General features: G+C 41.1%; 13 protein-coding genes. 11 read left to right on the top strand and 2 right to left on the bottom strand.

Annotation, left to right across the window (positions count from 1 at the left end; genetic code table 11):
- Positions 1-106: 106 nt before the first annotated feature.
- Entirely contained in the window at positions 107-1801 is a 1695-nt protein-coding gene (locus tag HMPREF9010_RS22755) for a tetratricopeptide repeat protein (RefSeq protein WP_008642433.1), read from the bottom strand.
- Positions 1802-1936: 135 nt separating this feature from the next.
- Complete coding sequence (xerD, locus tag HMPREF9010_RS22760) at positions 1937-2896, bottom strand: site-specific tyrosine recombinase XerD (protein ID WP_008646540.1); 960 nt, start codon at positions 2894-2896, stop codon at positions 1937-1939.
- Positions 2897-2958: 62 nt separating this feature from the next.
- On the opposite strand from xerD, the gene aroQ reads away from it, so the two are divergent.
- The 11 genes from aroQ to HMPREF9010_RS22815 all read left to right on the top strand — a co-directional run bounded on the left by aroQ (position 2959) and on the right by HMPREF9010_RS22815 (position 18320).
- A complete protein-coding gene (aroQ, locus tag HMPREF9010_RS22765) occupies positions 2959-3378 on the top strand; it encodes a type II 3-dehydroquinate dehydratase (RefSeq protein ID WP_004311171.1) in 420 nt (139 codons plus the stop codon).
- A 36-nt stretch (positions 3379-3414) separates the two neighbouring features.
- Positions 3415-4872 (top strand): pyruvate kinase, encoded by a 1458-nt coding sequence (gene pyk, locus HMPREF9010_RS22770; RefSeq protein WP_004311172.1) that lies wholly within the window; start codon positions 3415-3417, stop codon positions 4870-4872.
- Positions 4873-4892: 20 nt separating this feature from the next.
- Positions 4893-5549, top strand: a complete 657-nt coding sequence (locus HMPREF9010_RS22775) for an O-methyltransferase (protein WP_004311173.1) — start codon at positions 4893-4895, stop codon at positions 5547-5549.
- Positions 5550-5564: 15 nt separating this feature from the next.
- A complete protein-coding gene (gene rbfA, locus HMPREF9010_RS22780; protein WP_004296522.1) occupies positions 5565-5897 on the top strand; it encodes a 30S ribosome-binding factor RbfA in 333 nt (110 codons plus the stop codon).
- A 17-nt stretch (positions 5898-5914) separates the two neighbouring features.
- Positions 5915-7141 (top strand): FtsX-like permease family protein, encoded by a 1227-nt coding sequence (locus HMPREF9010_RS22785; RefSeq protein ID WP_004311174.1) that lies wholly within the window; start codon positions 5915-5917, stop codon positions 7139-7141.
- An 868-nt stretch (positions 7142-8009) separates the two neighbouring features.
- Complete coding sequence (locus HMPREF9010_RS22790) at positions 8010-8561, top strand: RNA polymerase sigma factor (protein ID WP_004311175.1); 552 nt, start codon at positions 8010-8012, stop codon at positions 8559-8561.
- A 161-nt stretch (positions 8562-8722) separates the two neighbouring features.
- Entirely contained in the window at positions 8723-9841 is a 1119-nt protein-coding gene (locus HMPREF9010_RS22795; protein ID WP_008646537.1) for a FecR family protein, read from the top strand.
- A gap of 233 nt (positions 9842-10074) precedes the next feature.
- Positions 10075-13389 carry a TonB-dependent receptor gene (locus HMPREF9010_RS22800; RefSeq protein WP_008646536.1) on the top strand — a complete coding sequence of 1105 codons (3315 nt, stop codon included), beginning with the start codon at positions 10075-10077 and terminating at the stop codon, positions 13387-13389.
- A gap of 12 nt (positions 13390-13401) precedes the next feature.
- The gene (locus HMPREF9010_RS22805) at positions 13402-15348 is read left to right on the top strand and encodes a RagB/SusD family nutrient uptake outer membrane protein (protein WP_008646535.1); all 1947 of its coding nucleotides are present in this window, start codon (positions 13402-13404) and stop codon (positions 15346-15348) included.
- Between the two features lie 26 nt (positions 15349-15374).
- Entirely contained in the window at positions 15375-16676 is a 1302-nt protein-coding gene (locus HMPREF9010_RS22810) for a SusE domain-containing protein (protein WP_050428270.1), read from the top strand.
- A gap of 72 nt (positions 16677-16748) precedes the next feature.
- On the top strand, positions 16749-18320 hold the full coding sequence (locus tag HMPREF9010_RS22815; RefSeq protein ID WP_004311180.1) for a hypothetical protein: 1572 nt from the start codon (positions 16749-16751) through the stop codon (positions 18318-18320).
- Positions 18321-18326: the final 6 nt, after the last annotated feature.

The following is an 18326-nucleotide window of genomic DNA, read 5'->3' as shown; positions in this document are numbered from 1 at the left end:
GATTTCTTTTCTGCGAAAGTACGGTTTTTACAGATAAAAAAAAAGAATTGCCCGTCATTTATAATGACAGGCAATTCTTAATATTTAAAATAGAGTGGTAATTCTCTTATTTAATGATGTTCATGAAATCTGCATTTGTGAAGTATTTTGCAAATTCCAAGTCAGTAGCTGCTTTCTTAGCTAATGACGAATCTTTAGCAACTGCGCTCTTTAAGCTGCTTGTTACCATAGAAGAATTGTTAGTTCTAGCACCTAAAACTGCCATCAGGTAGTCAGTGTAAGCATCCGGTCTTGTTACGTTAGCCAATGTGTTTTTAGCTTTGTTGTAGTCCTTAGCAAGGATTTGAGCCAAAGCAGCACTGTTAGTCTTAGAGTCACCGAATGAGTTAACTGCTCTTTCATATTGACCTTGAGCGATGTACAGGTTACCCATAGATTCGCCAAGTTCTTTTGTTCCGGCAGCTTTACCGAAGTATGCTTCTGCAGCAGTTTTGTCACCCTTCATCAAAGAAACCAAACCTAAGTTCATGTTAACTTCAGGAGTAGCATTAACACTGGCAGCTTTCTTGAAGTAAGATTCAGCTTTGTCAATGTTACCAGCCTGGTAAGCTAATTTACCCAAGTTGTTGTAACCACGGTAATCGTTCGGGAATTGTTTGGTAGCTTGAGTATAGATAGCTTCTTGTTTAGCAGGATCGCTAGTCAGTGTAGCAGCATACAGCAATTCTTCTACATTCAGTTCAGAAGGATTAGAAGAAGCCAGTTTAGTGATTTCTTCGTCAGACTTACCGATGATTTCATAGTTCAAAGTCAAACGAGAACGACGCAACTGAGGAAGAATAGTGTTAGCCAATTCTTTGTATACAGCAGAGATGTTTTTGATTTCGCTTTCTCTTTGAGCAGGGTCTTGATACATTGCAATAACGCGGAGGATCAACTCTTTGTCTTGGATGTTAGATTTAGAAACCAGTTCTTGGAAACCTTCCCAGTCCTGTGCAGTATATTTAGCATCGATCGGAGCGTCGATTTTTGCTTTCTTCAGGTCTTTGCTCAACAGCTTGGTTGTGTTGTTTTCGCGGTTTTCAGCAAGAGTAGTATTCAAGCTTACACCACCATCAGGAGAAGCGTATGCAGAAACTTCGATGTTGCTGATCTTCTTGTTAGCAGCTTCGTTTACGTTAGCTACTTCTTTGTTGAATTCTTTAGCAGTCTTCAACTCGCTGGAACGAATGTTAGCTTGTTGGATCAAGAACATGATGTTAGCATCGTGTTTTTCTTTGATAATACGTTGGAAAGCGTCTTCGCCCAATGCAGGGTTGGCGTTACCTAATGTATTGTTTACTAATTCAGAAGTAGAGATTACACCATCAGCAATTTTCACAGCAGGAATAGTAACTACTTTCTTACCGATAGTAGCTTTGAATTCCAGGTACAATTCAGACTTAGCCATTTCCGGAACATAGTCAAAAGAAGTTTTCATAGTGTAGCTACCGCCCATCTTGTAAGAGATAGTCTGGTCGTTACCTTCCACTTTTTCACCTTGGAAAGTAGCTGGTTGGCCTTTAGCTTCGCCGCCATTCCATTTCAAAACCGGAGTAACTTCTACAACCGCTTTCTTGTTGAAATACTTTTCAGGAAATTTACCATTGATGGTCGCAGGAACTTTACCACCTACTGCCTCCAGCACTTGCGGAGTAACAGTGAAGTAATCAGCTGATAATTCACCCATTTTTTTGCTGCAAGAAGAGAATAATGCAACAACCATTGCCATGAGTAAAGGCAAGTACAACTTCTTAGTCATTTTAGGTATAAATTAAATGTTTGTAATTGAAATATCGTCTATTTGCCAACCTCCTTCTGCTCACACAGAAAAAGTAACGCAAAGATATTAATTCTTAATATAATTATATAGATAAGGGGGCGATTTTATCATAATTTAATGAAACAACTCCTCTTTTTCTTTCCGGTACTTGATATTTCGCGGGTGATGCTCAATAATCTCACTACGAAGCATGTTGCGGTCAATGTGTGTATAGATTTCCGTTGTCGCAATAGATTCATGTCCGAGCATGCATTGAATGGCTCGCAAATTGGCTCCACCTTCCAGTAAATGAGTGGCGAAGGAATGCCGGAAAGTGTGCGGACTGATGTTTTTGGTAATGCCTGCTTTTTCCGCTAATTCTTTTATCATGTGAAAGATCATAATCCGGGAAAGGCCTTTGCCTCTCCGTTGGCTGACGAAAACGAAATCCTCATGCCCTTTTTTTACTTCAATTTGGTTACGGTCTGGTATGTAAAGTTTTATTTCATTAATAGCCCGGGGGGAGATTGGTACGAGTCGTTGTTTGCTTCCTTTTCCTTCTACTTTGATAAAGCCTTCATCAAAATAGAGGTCGGATAGTTTAAGGGTGATAAGTTCTGATACCCGAAGTCCGCAGCTGTATAGTGTTTCTAAAATAGCTCTGTTTCGCTGTCCTTCAGCTTTGCTGCGGTCGACGGCGGAGATAATCCGGTCAATTTCCTCCACAGTCAGTACTTCAGGAAGTTTGAAACCTATTTTAGGGCCTTCTAATAGTTCACTGGGGTCTGCTTCCAGATAGTTTTCGAGGATGAGAAAACGGAAAAATGATTTGATTCCTGATAAGATGCGGGCTTGTGAACGGGGATGAATACCGATGTCATGTAATCCGGCCGCAAAACGTTGAAGATCGGACAGGCATACGTCCAATACGTTAATCCCTTCCAATGTCAGAAAGCTCATCAGTTTGTCCAGATCCGTCAGATAGGCATCCAGCGTATTAAGAGATAAGGACTTTTCCAGTTTGAGATACTGCTGATACTTCCTGATTATCAGCTCTTGTTGTTCCTTCTTATGCTTTTTTTCGTTGATTTCCATTTCTTTTTTCTACCTTTGCACATTCTTTCAGATACAAAGGTATAAAAAAACAGGATTGCGCGATGAAGATACAAATTATTAATGGCCCGAATATTAATCTGTTGGGTAAGCGTGAACCTTCCATTTACGGAAGCGTTACATTTGAAGATTACTTGGCTGATCTTCGCAAAAGATACGTTGACGTGGAGATCGACTATTTTCAATCGAACATCGAGGGAGAAATGATAGACTGCATACAGCAGGTGGGATTTGATGTGGATGGTATAATCTTGAATGCAGGTGCGTATACACATACTTCCATAGCTTTGCAGGATGCTATTCGTTCTGTGACATCTCCGGTGATTGAGGTGCATATTTCCAATGTGCATAGTCGCGAGTCTTTCCGGCACGTATCGATGATTGCTTGTGCTTGTAAAGGAGTGATTTGTGGCTTTGGGCTAAATTCGTACCGTTTGGCTTTGGAGGCTTTATTGGATAGATAATAAATAAGGTAATAATATATAATAGGTAGAAAGACTATGTTATTGAAACAGACTAAGATTGTGGCTTCCATCTCGGATAGACGTTGTGATGTGGATTTTATAAAACAGTTGTTTGAAGCTGGGATGAATGTAGTGCGTATGAATACAGCGCATGCTAGCCGTGAAGGTTTTGAAGCTTTGATTGCAAATGTACGTGCTGTGTCCAACCGTATTGCGATTTTGATGGATACAAAAGGTCCGGAAGTTCGTACGACGGCTAATGCAGAGCCGATTCCATATAAAATAGGAGAGAAAGTAAAGATTGTAGGTAATCCGGATTTGGAAACAACTCGTGAATGTATTGCTGTTTCATATCCGAACTTTGTGTCTGACCTGAATATCGGTGGTACGATTCTGATTGATGATGGCGATCTGGAACTGGAAGTTATTGATAAGACGGATGGTTATTTGCTGTGTGAAGTTAAGAACGATGCTACTTTGGGAAGCCGTAAAAGCGTAAATGTCCCGGGTGTTCGCATCAATCTTCCTTCATTAACGGAAAAAGACCGTAACAATATTCTTTATGCTATCGAAAAGGATATTGATTTTATCGCTCACTCTTTCGTGCGCAACCGTCAGGATGTACTTGACATACGTGAAATTCTGGATGCACATAATAGTGATATTAAGATTATTGCTAAGATTGAGAATCAGGAAGGGGTGGATAATATCGATGAAATTCTGGAAGTGGCAGATGGCGTAATGGTTGCCCGTGGTGACTTGGGTATCGAAGTGCCTCAAGAACGTATTCCGGGAATCCAGCGTGTATTGATTCGCAAGTGTATTCTGGCAAAGAAGCCGGTAATCGTTGCTACTCAAATGCTCCATACAATGATAAATAATCCTCGTCCGACTCGTGCGGAAGTGACTGATATTGCCAATGCAATCTACTATCGTACAGATGCTTTGATGTTGAGCGGAGAAACCGCTTATGGTAAGTATCCGGTAGAAGCGGTGAAAACAATGACTAAAGTTGCGGCTCAGGCAGAAAAAGATAAACTGGAAGAAAATGATATCCGTATTCCGTTAGATGAGAATAGTAATGATGTTACGGCGTTCCTTGCTAAACAAGCAGTAAAAGCTACTTCTAAGCTAAAAATACGTGCTATTATCACTGATAGTTATAGCGGACGCACTGCTCGTAACCTGGCTGCTTTCCGTGGAAAGTATCCAGTGCTGGCTATCTGCTATAAAGAAAAGACAATGCGTCATTTGGCTTTGTCTTATGGTGTGGAAGCTATCTATATGCCGGAATTGGCTAACGGACAGCAATATTACTTTGCGGCATTGCGCCGTCTGTTGAAAGAAGGCCGTTTGCAGCCTTCCGATATGGTAGGATATTTGAGTAGTGGTAAGGCAGGAACAAAGACCTCATTCCTCGAAATTAATGTAGTGGAAGATGCTTTGAAGCATGCAGAGGAGACTGTATTACCTAACAACAACCGTTATCTTTAATTTTTAAAGAGGTAAGTTTTATGCAGGAAACCGAATCGATAGACGAATATATTTTGCAGCATATTGATCCCGAGAGCGATTACTTGAAATCGCTCTATCGGGATACGCATGTAAAGCTCCTTCGTCCTCGTATGGCTTCCGGGCATTTGCAGGGACGGATGCTGAAGATGTTTGTAGAAATGATTCAGCCTCGTCAGATATTGGAAATCGGAACGTATAGCGGCTATTCTGCCCTTTGTTTGGCGGAAGGTCTGCCGGAAGGTGGACTGTTGCATACGTTTGAGATCAATGATGAACAAGAGGACTTTACCCGTCCATGGTTGGAGAAATCACCGTTTGCCGATAAAATTCGTTTTTATATAGGTGATGCTTTAGAACTTGTTCCGCGTTTAGGTGTTACTTTTGATATGGCTTTTATTGATGGCGATAAACGTAAGTATATTGAATACTACGAGATGACATTGGCGTATCTTTCCGAAGGCGGATATATCATTGCTGATAATACTTTGTGGGACGGACATGTGCTTGAACAGCCTCGTAATACGGACGCTCAAACAATTGGTATTAAAGCCTTTAATGATTTGGTAGCACAAGATGTGCGAGTGGAAAAAGTAATACTTCCTTTGCGTGACGGATTAACGATCATAAGGAAGAAAATAGTAAGTAGTAAATCGTAAAACAGTAAATAACTTATGGAAACAACCAGACAGAATAAGATATCTCGCCTGTTGCAGAAAGAGCTAAGTGAGATATTCCTGCTTCAAACAAAGTCCATGCCGGGTACATTGGTCTCTGTTAGCGCAGTTCGCATTAGTCCTGATATGAGTATTGCCCGTGTCTACCTCAGTGTTTTCCCTTCAGAGAAAGCAGAAGAGATGGTGAAGAATATCAATAACAATATGAAATCCATTCGTTATGAGCTTGGGACTCGTGTACGTCACCAGCTACGTATCATTCCTGAACTGAAATTCTTCGTGGATGATTCATTGGATTATATTGAGAAAATAGATTCATTGCTGAAGTGAAATAACTCATTGCAGAGGTGAACTTCCCTTTTTATATAGCCAGGCGTTATCTTTTTTCAAAGAAAAAGCATAATGCTATTAATATCATATCCGGCATTTCCGTATGTGGGGTGGCTCTTGCTACGCTTGCTTTGGTTTGCACTCTTTCTGTTTTTAATGGTTTTCAGGATATGGTGGCCAGCTTTTTTACGGCTTTTGATCCGCAGTTGAAAATTACGGTCCGTGAAGGAAAGGTTTTTGATGCACAAGATGAACGGATTCGTGCCGTTTGTGCGCTTCCTGAAGTGGAGGTGTTTACAGAGACGCTCGAAGAGAATGCAATGGTGCAATACAAGGACCGTCAGGCTATGGTTGTACTAAAAGGGGTGGAAGATAATTTTGAAGAGTTGACGGCCATAGACAGCATACTTTATGGCGCGGGAGAATTCGTTCTTCATGATTCGATCGTGAATTATGGCGTCATGGGAGTGGAATTGGTTGCGACCTTGGGAACTGGTTTGGAGTTTGTCGATCCTCTTCAGGTATATCTTCCCAAGCGAAATGTCAAAGTGAACATGGCAAATCCCGGCGCTTCTTTTAACCGTGATTATCTGTATTCTCCAGGTGTCGTATTTGTGGTGAATCAGCAAGAATATGATGGAAAATATATTCTGACTTCTCTCGATTTTCTTCGTCAGCTTCTGGATTATACAACAGAAGTCTCTGCGATGGAATTGAAATTGAAACCTAATGTAAATACTTCATCGGTACAATCTAAAATAGAAAACATACTAGGTGATGATTTTGTTGTTCAGAATCGTTATCAGCAACAGGCAGATGTTTTCCGTATTATGGAGATAGAGAAACTAATCTCTTATTTGTTCCTCACTTTTATTTTAATGATAGCCTGTTTTAATGTGATAGGCTCTCTTTCTATGTTGATCTTGGATAAGAAGGATGATGTAGTAACTTTGCGGAGTCTTGGAGCTAGTGATAAACTCATCTCCCGAATATTCCTCTTTGAAGGACGTCTCATTTCTCTTTTTGGCGCTATCTCCGGTATTGCCCTGGGCTTAATCCTATGTTTTATCCAACAGAAATTTGGTATAATTTCATTGGGAGGCGGTGGTGGTACTTTTGTTGTAGACGCCTATCCTGTCAGCGTTCATGCTTGGGATGTGGTACTTATTTTTATCACCGTTTTGGCAGTCGGATTCCTTTCTGTGTGGTATCCTGTACGTTATTTAAGTAAGAGGCTTTTATAAATCAATATTTGGGTCTTTCAAAAGTCCCGATGCTTTCTGATTGCTAAAAGCATCACTTTAAGTGACCATACAGGAAATGTTGAGAACATACCCTTCACTCTTCACCTTTTCTTCGAAATCCTTTATTCATCAGCGATAGCGGGTGAAGGGGCACTCCTTCACCTCGTATTTAATTAGAAAAATGAATTGTACCGGATGCAAATGCATGAATGATGATTGAGTCATTCTTTTATGTAATTTAGTAATAGCTTACATGTAGTCTATTACTGGATAAGTTGCTTTTGCTCCTATGCAAACTTCTTTTGGTCTAGGAGTAAAGTTGTTTTTCAATGGATGCAAACTATAAATGCAAGTTTTGTTTTTATAAATGAAACTTGCGTTTATAAAAACAAAGCTTGCATTTATATGATCAGAATTTGCGTTTATAGTTTCCGTACTATCGGAAATAACTTTACTATTAGACGAAAGTAACTTTACTCCTAATGAAACAGAACTTATCTATTAATAGATTGGAGATGAAGTAGTGGGTTACAATGACTAGTCAACTAAATTGAAAAAGAACCACTAGAGTAAGGACGATACAGCATTCAGAGAGAAAAATTCGGTGAAAAGAAGAGCCTTCACCCGCTACCATCGATGAATAAAGGGTTTCGACGAAAAGGTGAAAGGTGAACCCCATGTTTGAAAACTTATTGCGTGAGGCGTAAAAGAATCTGTCTCTGATGGCACGTCCTACCAAGTTACTTTTTAATCTTTCGTAATTGATAACTTTTAATTCGTTTTTGTGGTTTTTTATTTTTATAATTGCTAATATACTACTATATTTGGCACAATTTTGTTAATTAGAAATAATCTGTAAAACACTTCCGTGAAACCTGAAAGTAATGACATAGACAGAATTATAAACAGTGATGAAGCGGCTTTTTGCCGTTTTATGGAACGTTATTCTTCACGTCTATATCATTATGTTTTTGCTTTGATTGGTCAAAAGGAACCGGCTGAAGAGGTTGTAAGTGATGTTTTCTATGAGGTTTGGAAAAACAGAAAAACCTTGGGTGGTATAGAAAATATGAATGCCTGGATACAGACGATTACTTATCGGAAAGCTATTTCTTATTTGAGGAAGGAAACGGGAAAAACTGAATTATCGCTTGACGGTATAGGGGATTTTATATTTGCTCCTATCCAGTCACCTGACGAGGCGATGATTAGTAAAGAGGAGATGGAGAAAATAAACAATGCTATCCAACAGCTACCACCTAAATGTAAACATGTCTTTTTCTTGGCGAAGATAGAAGGGTTACCTTATAAAGAGATTGCAGACATATTAAATATATCTGTGAAGACTATCAATAATCATATTGCTTTTGCTTTAGAAGAAATTGCTAAAAATCTGAATCTGGTTTTGCGTAAGAAATGATAGAAGGTATACTGTTAATTGTCTGTATTTTAATGGCTTAATTGTTTAAAAGAGCTTCTTGCTATTTTTACTTTTCGAGAAAAATAAAAAAAGTTCATTTTTAACTAGGAGATTTTTTTTAATGTTGCGTCTTTATTTATAAAACAACATTAAAGAAGATTATGGACTTAAAAGGATACCATTGCCTTGCTGATTTATTTGGTAAACTGAATTCTCAAGAAAAGCTTGAGGATGATTTTACTACTATACCTGAAGGCGGGAAACTGAAATTCTTTTGGGAAAAATGCGGGCATGAAAAGATTGATGCTTCTTCTATAATAGAGCGAACCAAACAAAAGATCCGGAGAGATGTAATGAGGCGTCGAAGAAATTATTTCTTAGTAGCTTCTGCTTCTGTCGCAGCTTCTATTTTAATTTGTATTTCAACCATCCACTTCTTAACTCATAGTGAAAACACTAATTTAGATTTTCAGGCTATTGCCGAACAGATGGACAGCCAGTCTGTTGAAGAAGTGACTCTTATCACTGCTAAAGAACAGCTCAATTTGGATGAGGATGCTTTTGTTACCTATTCAAAAGAAGGAAAGGTTACTGTTAATTCTAAAGTAATAAGAGAAAAAGAGGAAAAGAAAGTAAAGGCCGAACCGGAATATAACCAGTTACTTGTTCCTGCAGGGAAAAGAGTGCGGGTTGAACTGTCTGACGGAACCCGATTGGTTGTCAACTCTCAATCAAAAGTGATTTATCCTTGTCGTTTTAATGGAGATATTCGTAAAATATATGCCCAGGGAGAGGTGTTTCTGGAAGTTGCTCATGATAAGCAACACCCTTTCATTGTAGAATCTGAAGATTTCAAATTACGGGTATTAGGTACGAAGTTTAATATTTCAAACTACAAGGGGGGGGCAACTAATATTGTATTGGTGGAAGGTTCTGTTGAGGTGACCGATAGGAATGAGAGAAAAGCGCAACTGGTACCTAGTGATTTGCTGAATATAGCCAATGGCGCAATTGCCTATCAGAAGCAAGTGGACGTAGCCGAATATATTAGCTGGGTGGATGGTGTCATGTTGTTAAATGGTAATGATTTATCTCATATCATTCAGAAGTTGAGTATTTATTATGGCATTCCTATTCAATGCGATCCGATGGTAGGTAAAGAAAAGGTTTATGGAAAACTGGATTTGAAAGATGATATTGATGAGGTGATTGAATGTATCCGGCAGACAATCCCTATTGAAGTAGAAAAAAGTGATACTAGTATATACTTGAGTAAATAATGACAATTTAATTAATCTTATAAAACCAATATAGCCTATGAGAAACAGATAATACTATTCATGATACACAAAAAAATCGGATAAATATTGGCGTATTTACCCGATATTAATTCCTTCGTTAAATCAATAAATCCAAAATTGTTAACCTAAAAAGAAATTTTTATGGTAAAGAAAAGTATTTTTTACACTTAAAGAAAAGACTTAAGCTTTTTTGCATTATAAACGTCTTTTTTATGATTCCATTTTCTTCATTCGGTGCTAATTCTATTAGTTGGAATTCCGAAGAAGATCTATTCTCAGTACAGTATGAGAATGCTACAGTTAAAGATATCTTAGATTATATCGAGAAACATAGTAAGTACATATTTATTTATTCAGAGAATGTGAAAAAGAATCTGAATAACAAAGTCTCCATTTCAGTTTCCAATAAGAAAATAGATGCTGTATTAAATGAGCTGTTCTCAAAAACGGGGTTGAATTATAAAATGTCGGGAAGACAGATTACGATTTCAGTGCCGGAACAGGCTCCTGCGATAAAGCAAGTTCGAGGTTTTAAGATTGTGGGTAACGTTACCGATGAGAAGGGTGAACCTTTGATTGGTGTTTCAATCTTTATGAAAAAAGACTCTACGGTGAATGCGATAACAGATATGAATGGTGCATATAGCATTGCTGTGCCGGATAAATATGCTGAACTTTCCTTCCGCTATATCGGCTTTGTCCCGAAAGATGAAAAGGTCAATAATCGTAGAGTACTGAATGTGATAATGGTAGAAGATGTTGGTCAGTTAGATGAAGTTGTTGTTGTGGCTTATGGCGCACAAAAGAAAGAGTCTGTAGTGGGTTCTATCACAACTGTTGAACCGGCAAAATTGAATGTTTCTACTTCCCGTTCATTGAGTAACAATTTGGCTGGCACAGTGACAGGTGTGATTGGTGTGCAGCGTTCCGGAGAACCGGGATACGATAACTCTTCGTTTTGGATCCGTGGTATCAGTACCTTTCAGGATGTGGGTAAAGACCCATTGGTGCTGGTAGATGGTATTGAACGTAGCCTGAATAATATTGATGTAGAAGAAATCGAGTCGTTCTCCGTATTGAAAGATGCGGCTGCCAGTGCAGTGTATGGTGTACGTGGTGCGAATGGTGTGATTTTGATTAATACCAAGCGCGGACATGTGGGTAAGCCTCGGGTAGTGGTGAAATCGGAATTTGCGTTCACGCAACCGATAAAACTTCCCAGCTATATCGGGGCTGCCGATTATATGCAGTTGCTGGATGATGTATTGGATGATACCGGACAGTCTCCGATGTATGCCGACCGGATTGCCAAAACACGTGCGGGATATGACCCCGATTTGTATCCTGATGTAAACTGGATTGATGCTATTTCTAGAGACCATGCTGCCAACCAACGTATTACAGTAGATGTATCCGGTGGTTCGGAAAATTTGCGTTATTCGTTTGTGGCTGCGGTTTACAACGAACGTGGCATTCTTACACGCGACAAGAGCCTGGATTGGGATCCTACTATCAAATTGCAACGTTACAATGTACGTTCCAATGTTGACTTGAAACTCTCTCCCACCACTCAAGTTCGTTTTAATATCGGGGGATATCTTCAGGATCGTAACTCTTCACCTGAAAGTACGGACCAAATTTTCAGCCGTGCGTTCCGTTTCACTCCCTTCATGTTTCCCATCCGCTATTCATCCGGTGAGATTCCTGCTTGGCAGGAAGAGGGTAATCCTTGGGCAATGGCTACTCAGAGCGGTTTCGCCCGTTCCACTGCCAGTAAGATTGAGACGCTGTTTTCTCTGGAGCAAGACCTGAAATTTTTGACTCCCGGTTTGAAAATAAAAGGAACTTTCTCATTTGACCGTTATTCTACCGGCAAAGTGACTCGTTCCAAGAAAATAGAATATTGGAATGCCGCTAGCGGCAGAAACGAAGAGGGCGAATTGATTCTGGCCCAAAAACAACAAGGTGGTAACTTCTTGGGTACTTCCAAATCGGCAGAATATGGTGACAAGAGTATCTATATGGAAGCCAGCCTGAATTATGACCGTACCTTTGCTGACAAACATGCCGTATCTGCCATGCTACTCTTCAACCGTCGCCATTACGATAAGGGGGAATCGCTGCCTTACCGTAATCAGGGATTGGCCGGACGTGCTTCATATACCTACAGTGGAAAGTATGTAGCCGAATTCAATTTTGGGTACAACGGTACTGAAAACTTCGCCAAAGGAAAACGCTATGGTTTCTTTCCGTCGGCTGCTGTTGGCTGGATTGTTTCGGAAGAACCTTTCATGCAGCCTTTTCGCAACACGATTTCTAAATTGAAGTTGCGTGCTTCCTACGGACAGGTAGGTAATGCTAATCTGAAAGGACGTCGTTTCGCCTATATATCCACTATCCTTGATCAATGGAATGATGTGCCTGACTTATACCGTTGGGGGTTGGACGGAGATTATGGACGTAATAACATGGTAGAGGGCGACTTCGGTATTCCTGACTTGACTTGGGAAATTGTAAACAAAGCCAACGTTGGCTTGGAACTGGGTCTGTTCAATGGTATGGTAGACCTTCAGGTAGATTTTTTCGACGAACGCCGTAACAACATCCTTGTAGAGTTGAACTCTATTCCTGCTACCTCCGGTTTCTATAGGAACCCATGGGGCAACCGTGGTAAAGTGAAGAATCAGGGAGCGGAAGTAACGTTGAATGTCAACAAGCAAATCGGCAAAGATTTCTTTATCGGTCTGATGGGTAGCTTCACTTATGCCCATAATGAAATCATCGACAAAGATGAACCTTTGGGAACCATTGGAACAACTCGTGCTGAAACCGGTCATCCGGTAGGGCAGATTTTCGGCTATGTCCACGACCGTTTGTTTACAGAAGATGATTTTAAAGATGTGGAGAACGGAGTTTTGAAAGATGGTGTTCCGAAACAAACTTTTACAGCAAAAGTTCGCCCGGGTGATATCAAGTATGTGGATCTGGACAAGAACGGATTTATCGATACTTATGACCAAATGGCTATCGGAGGTACCGAGAATCCGGAGATAGTTTACGGATTCGGAGTGAATTTACGCTGGAAAGAGCTTGACTTTGGAGCAATGTTTCAGGGTATTGGACGTACTTGGCGTATCCTTTCTTCAAATATTATGCCGGCATCCAATAAAGGCTCCATGTATAATATCTTTGATAACTATCAAGACCGTTGGACGGTGGATAACCAAAGCCAGGATGTATTCTATCCGCGTGCCGATTACGGACCGAATGCCAATAATAGCCAGAAGTCTACCTGGTGGTTGCGCAATATGAGTTTCCTGCGTCTGAAAAATTTAGAATTAGGATACTCCTGTCCGAAGAAATGGTTGCAGGGGTTTGTGATTTCCAATGCCCGTGTTTTCGTGCGTGGAACGAACCTGCTAACCTTCTCCAAGTTCAATCTGTGGGATCCGGAGCTGGCAACCGGTGACGGTGCTAAATATCCGGCTATGAAATCAGTATCAGTAGGTTTTGACATTACTTTCTAAAATAAATATGATATGAAAAACAGAATTATTACATATATATTATTGGGCGTTTTGGGTGTATTGCCTTTAACTTCATGCTCTGATTATCTGGACAAAATGCCGGATGACCAGCTGACATTGGAGAATGTATTTTCCAACAGGGGCAATCTGGAACGTTGGCTTTCCTATCTCTATTCTGTAATGCCGGAGTTTTATATTTATGACGGTCCGGACGCCATTGGTGACGAACTTGCACCTTCTGTAGGGTGGGAGTCACAGGGATTTAAGGCGATTCAGTATCAGAATGGAAACTGGACGCCTATCAGTCCGGGAGTAGTGACTTATTGGGATAAGTATCCAAAGGCAATTCGTCAAGCATACACTTTGATTAAATATGCGCATCCTTTGTCCGATGTATCTGAAAAGGAGATTAATTATATGAAAGCGGAGTGTCGTTTTTTCATTGCTTACTACCACGCTATGATGGCGATGACGTACGGAGCAGTTCCTATTATTCGGGAAGCGGCTGTAGAACTATCGGGGGAATCTTTATTACTGAAACAAGAACCTTTTGATGTTGTTGTAGACTGGGCGGCTAACGAGTTGTTGGAAGCTTCCCGACAGTTACCCGCTTCTTATGACGAAGCCAATAAATACGGTCGTATCACTTCACTGATTTGTCTTGCTATGCGTGCCCGTTTGCTGACGTTTGCTGCCAGTGATTTGGTGAATCCTAGTCCTGGGAAAGATATGGATCCTGAAATGCAGGCTATGACTAATGTAGATGGAGTGAAAATCTTTAATTCCACTTTCAATGAAAATCATTGGAAACGGGCAAAAGACGCCAATAAACTGCTGATTGAAGAAGCCGAGAAAGCGGGACACGCTTTATATAAGGAATATTTGTCTGATGGAGTAACTATTGATCCGTTCCTTTCTTATCAGAACATGATGATGCTTCGTTATAAGGACGGCAATACGGAAATTATTTTCCCGCGTACTAAGGATAATGCAGGTTGGTTTGACGACCAAGCTCTTCCTCGTGGTGCTGGTGGGTCTGGTTCGCTAGGTGTTACTCAGTTGCTGGTGGACGATTTCTTTATGAAAGACGGTAAAATGCCTATCTTAGGATACAACAATAGTGGTGAAACACAAACAGCCATTGTTGATTTGGAGTCCGGATATAGTGAAACAGGTTATTCTACAGAAGATGATGTGCGTGCTACTAATTGGCATTATGCCGTAGCCGGTTCCAAAGCTAGTGGAGACCGTCATGTCGTTGCTCCAAAGAATACGTTCAATATGTATTGTAATCGTGAACCTCGTTTCTATATTTCGGTGGTCTACAACGAACAGTACCATTGGGGGAAAGGGAAAGCGACCAACTTCTTTTTTAATGGTGAAGATGGGCAGCCGTCGCACGATAACCCGTCAGCCGGTTACCTGATTCGGAAGCATGTTGATCCTACTTTCGTTCATTCAACGAATACCGGTAGCTATAAGTCGCGTCAAGGTATTCTTTATCGCCTTGCTGAAGCCTATCTGAGCTATGCAGAATCAGCACTCGAGTATAGTATTGCTAAAGGTACTTATGATGCCGACAAGACAGATATTGTGAAATACATTGATAAAATTCGTGAAAGAGCCGGCATTCCGCAATATGCAGCAGGAGAAAAAAAGCTCGGAATTCCTACCGACCCGGAAGAGATGCGTAAACTGATTCGTCGTGAGAGAAGAGTTGAGATGAACTGCGAAGGTGGTTTGCGCTGGTTCGACCTGCGTCGCTGGAAAGAGGCGGAGAATGTGCTGAATGGTAACTTCTATGGTATGAACATGCTGGCTGAAAAGGGGAATAGAGATGAGTTTTATAAACGTGTGCGTTATCAAACTCGTAAGTTCAAAAGTTATTGGTGGCCGATACCTCAGGATGAGATAGACAAGAATCCGAACTTGAAACAGATGCCGGGTTGGATGAATTGATTAACACTATAAAATCAATAAGAAATATGAGAAACAAACTATTTTATGCATATCTGCCATTGGTAGTACTGTTTATCCTTGGCGGATGTAAAGATGATAAAGAAGCTGATTTGACATGGCTCACCAACCCCGGTGAGAAGATGGAACTGACTGTTTCGGCTACCGATATAGAATTAGATAGGGACAGACCGAATGAAGTGGCGGTGAGTTTTGAGTGGACACCGGCTCGTGAGATGCCCGAAGACTATGCTATCTCTTATGTGACTAAAATAGATATTGAAGGACACGAGTTTGAAAGCTGTGTACGTGTTGATGAGGACTATGGAGTATTTAGTAAGAGTTATACCACTGAAGAGCTGCAAATGTTGCTGGTGGATAAGTGGGGACAGAACTACTCCAAAGTGGTGCCCGTGCAGTTTCGTGTCATTGCAAAATGGGAGGGTGGTCCCCGTTATGCTATGCCCGAAGTGCGTACTGTTACTGTAAATGTGCGTCCTTACCGTCCATTGGTATGGGAAGCCAATCGCATTGTTCTTTCCGGAACTTCTACCGACAATGATAAGCTGGTAATGAGCAAAACCATGGAGAATGAGTTCCAATATGCGTTTGTACAAGATTTAGTGCAGGGTGAGATGGGGATTGCTTTGGAAACAGAACAGGGTGAATCTTATATCCAACTGGCAGAAGGCGTTAACAACTGGGTAGACGGTGAAGAGGTAGATGTTGTATTGGGAGATGAGCCTGCGATGCTGAATTTGCCTAAAGACGGAGAATATCGTGTAATATTGAACACGGAAACCCGGAAACTGAAAATTTACTCACCGGATAAGAAGCTGGAACCATATAAGGCGCATTTTAAGGATAAACTTAATGGATGGCATGATGTAGATGTTACCAACCTTTGGGCATATGGCGACATTACCAAGTGGGGGAATGATCTGAAGGGCGGCGGCTTCAAGCCGAGTTTGGTCGATCCGCAACTGCTTGTCGGCAAGATTTCATGGACTTCCGCTTGGGGAGGCGGTTCGGATAAGAAAGAAAACGGTAAGTTTGTTCTTGATGTTCCGCATTTCGAAGGCGGTTATCCCGGTGGTCCCCATTTCTCATGGTGTCTTGTTCCTGTAATTCCTGACGATATACTTGCGCTGGACAAGAGTGATAGCCGATGGAAATACAAGCAAGAGTTGAAACTGAACACCTGGACACCTATCCATGCGGAAAGCGAAGCTCGTGAACAGTATCGTGAAGCTATGTTCACATGGTACATGAGACCGTTGCTCACCATCGTCGACTTAAGAAATATGCGGATATACATGAGCGAATATTAAAGTCATTTACTGAAGAGGGTGTGCCTGCCCTGTTTTTAGGGCGGCATATCCTTCTTTTTAAAGAATAATTATATGAGAATGAACTGGAAACGAATAATGATGCCTTTGGGAGTGTTGCTCTTCGGGGCTATGGTAGCAATTGCCTGCTCGGATAGTGAAAGTGAAACGGGAAATACCGGTGATGGGGATTTGCCTGCCGAGAATGTAACGGTGCGGATTAACCCTAATAAGACACGTGTTCTTCGGAATCCTCTGAATGGCTGGGTACTGTATCTGGCGCGTGAGAAAAACGAGACATTTTGGGAAGAAAGAGGCTATGACCACATGTATGTACCCGATCTGGCAAAATACGTAAAAGTCTCCGATTACGCTTCTTCCTGCTACTTGCGTACGAATTGGAAGACATTGGAGCCCCAAAAGGGAAAATATGCTTGGGATGACCCTAGCTCCGATATCTCACGTATCATTAAAAGTGTACATGATAGAGGATTACGTATCGCCTTGCGTGTACTGGTGGATGGGCGCGACCAAAAACAGAATACTCCTGAGTTCGTATTCGATGAAGGCTGTAAATGGTATAATACAGCAAACAATAAGTGTCCTTATCCTGATGACCAAGTGTTCCAAAAGCACTATGGAGAGTTTATCGAGGCTTTTGCCCGCCAATACAATGACCCCGATAAGGTAGATTTTATTGACGGTTACGGATTGGGTAAATGGGGAGAGTCGCATGCTATGATTTATGCTAACGATGGAAATAAGTTTCAGGTAATGGAGTGGATTACAGCGTTGTATGCACGTCATTTCACGAAAGTGCCTCTGGTGATCAACTATCACCGTATGTTGGGCGATACTTATCAGGATTCTTGGCAGGAAACAGTGCCGCCTGATGCGGAGCCGTTGCTGAACATAGCCCTCAATAACGGATACATCCTGCGTCACGACGCTTTTGGTATGAGTGGCTATTATAAAGATTGGGAGAAAAATATTGCCTTGAAATACAGATATAAGCTTCCTATCATTATGGAAGGTGGATGGGTGACCGACACGCACCGTTATTGGTATTTCGATGATGCTTATCGTTATCGGGAAGGTCATCCCGAAGATGTCCGCAAGGGAGAGTTTGAAGATTCCATGCTGGCATGTGTCAATACGATGGACTTCCGTTTGGGTGAAACGGAATCATGGTTTGAAAAAACGTTCTCTTATGTACAGCGTTTTATAGCGGAAGGCGGTTACCGTCTCTATCCGGACATGGTTTCTTTGCCTGTTTCGGCAAATGGTGGTCAGGATGTTACTGTTGTTCACCGCTGGCGCAATATGGGTTGGGGATATTGTCCTACTAATATCAGAACTTGGAATCAGAAATATAAAGTGGCTTTTGCATTGCTGAATGATAATAATGAAGTGAAAAAGATATTTGTGGACGAGCAAACCGACCTGTCGACTTGGCTGAAGGAAGCCCCGACTACTTATACCACCAAGTTGAATCTGAAAGGCGTTTCTGTTGGTGCCTATTCATGGGCGGTAGGTTTGGTGGACGTTACCAAAGACAATGAAATCGGACTCGAAATGGCCGTGAACAAGGATGCCAACCTACTGGATTCCGGTTGGTTGAAATTACAGACACTTACGGTAAAATAAGTAAAT

Source organism: Bacteroides sp. 3_1_23, assembly GCF_000162555.1.
GTDB lineage: Bacteria > Bacteroidota > Bacteroidia > Bacteroidales > Bacteroidaceae > Bacteroides > Bacteroides ovatus.
The sequence above is the reverse complement of the archived record's forward strand: the minus strand, read 5'-3'. Positions and strand labels throughout refer to the sequence as shown.

Excerpts from the sequence above, each read along its gene's own strand:
- HMPREF9010_RS22755 (WP_008642433.1), bottom strand. The coding sequence starts at position 1,801 with ATGACTAAGAAGTTGTACTTGCCTTTACTCATGGCAATGGTTGTTGCA.
- xerD (WP_008646540.1), bottom strand. The coding sequence starts at position 2,896 with ATGGAAATCAACGAAAAAAAGCATAAGAAGGAACAACAAGAGCTGATA.
- aroQ (WP_004311171.1), top strand. The coding sequence starts at position 2,959 with ATGAAGATACAAATTATTAATGGCCCGAATATTAATCTGTTGGGTAAG.
- pyk (WP_004311172.1), top strand. The coding sequence starts at position 3,415 with ATGTTATTGAAACAGACTAAGATTGTGGCTTCCATCTCGGATAGACGT.
- HMPREF9010_RS22775 (WP_004311173.1), top strand. The coding sequence starts at position 4,893 with ATGCAGGAAACCGAATCGATAGACGAATATATTTTGCAGCATATTGAT.
- rbfA (WP_004296522.1), top strand. The coding sequence starts at position 5,565 with ATGGAAACAACCAGACAGAATAAGATATCTCGCCTGTTGCAGAAAGAG.
- HMPREF9010_RS22795 (WP_008646537.1), top strand. The coding sequence starts at position 8,723 with ATGGACTTAAAAGGATACCATTGCCTTGCTGATTTATTTGGTAAACTG.
- HMPREF9010_RS22800 (WP_008646536.1), top strand. The coding sequence starts at position 10,075 with ATGATTCCATTTTCTTCATTCGGTGCTAATTCTATTAGTTGGAATTCC.
- HMPREF9010_RS22805 (WP_008646535.1), top strand. The coding sequence starts at position 13,402 with ATGAAAAACAGAATTATTACATATATATTATTGGGCGTTTTGGGTGTA.
- HMPREF9010_RS22810 (WP_050428270.1), top strand. The coding sequence starts at position 15,375 with ATGAGAAACAAACTATTTTATGCATATCTGCCATTGGTAGTACTGTTT.
- HMPREF9010_RS22815 (WP_004311180.1), top strand. The coding sequence starts at position 16,749 with ATGAGAATGAACTGGAAACGAATAATGATGCCTTTGGGAGTGTTGCTC.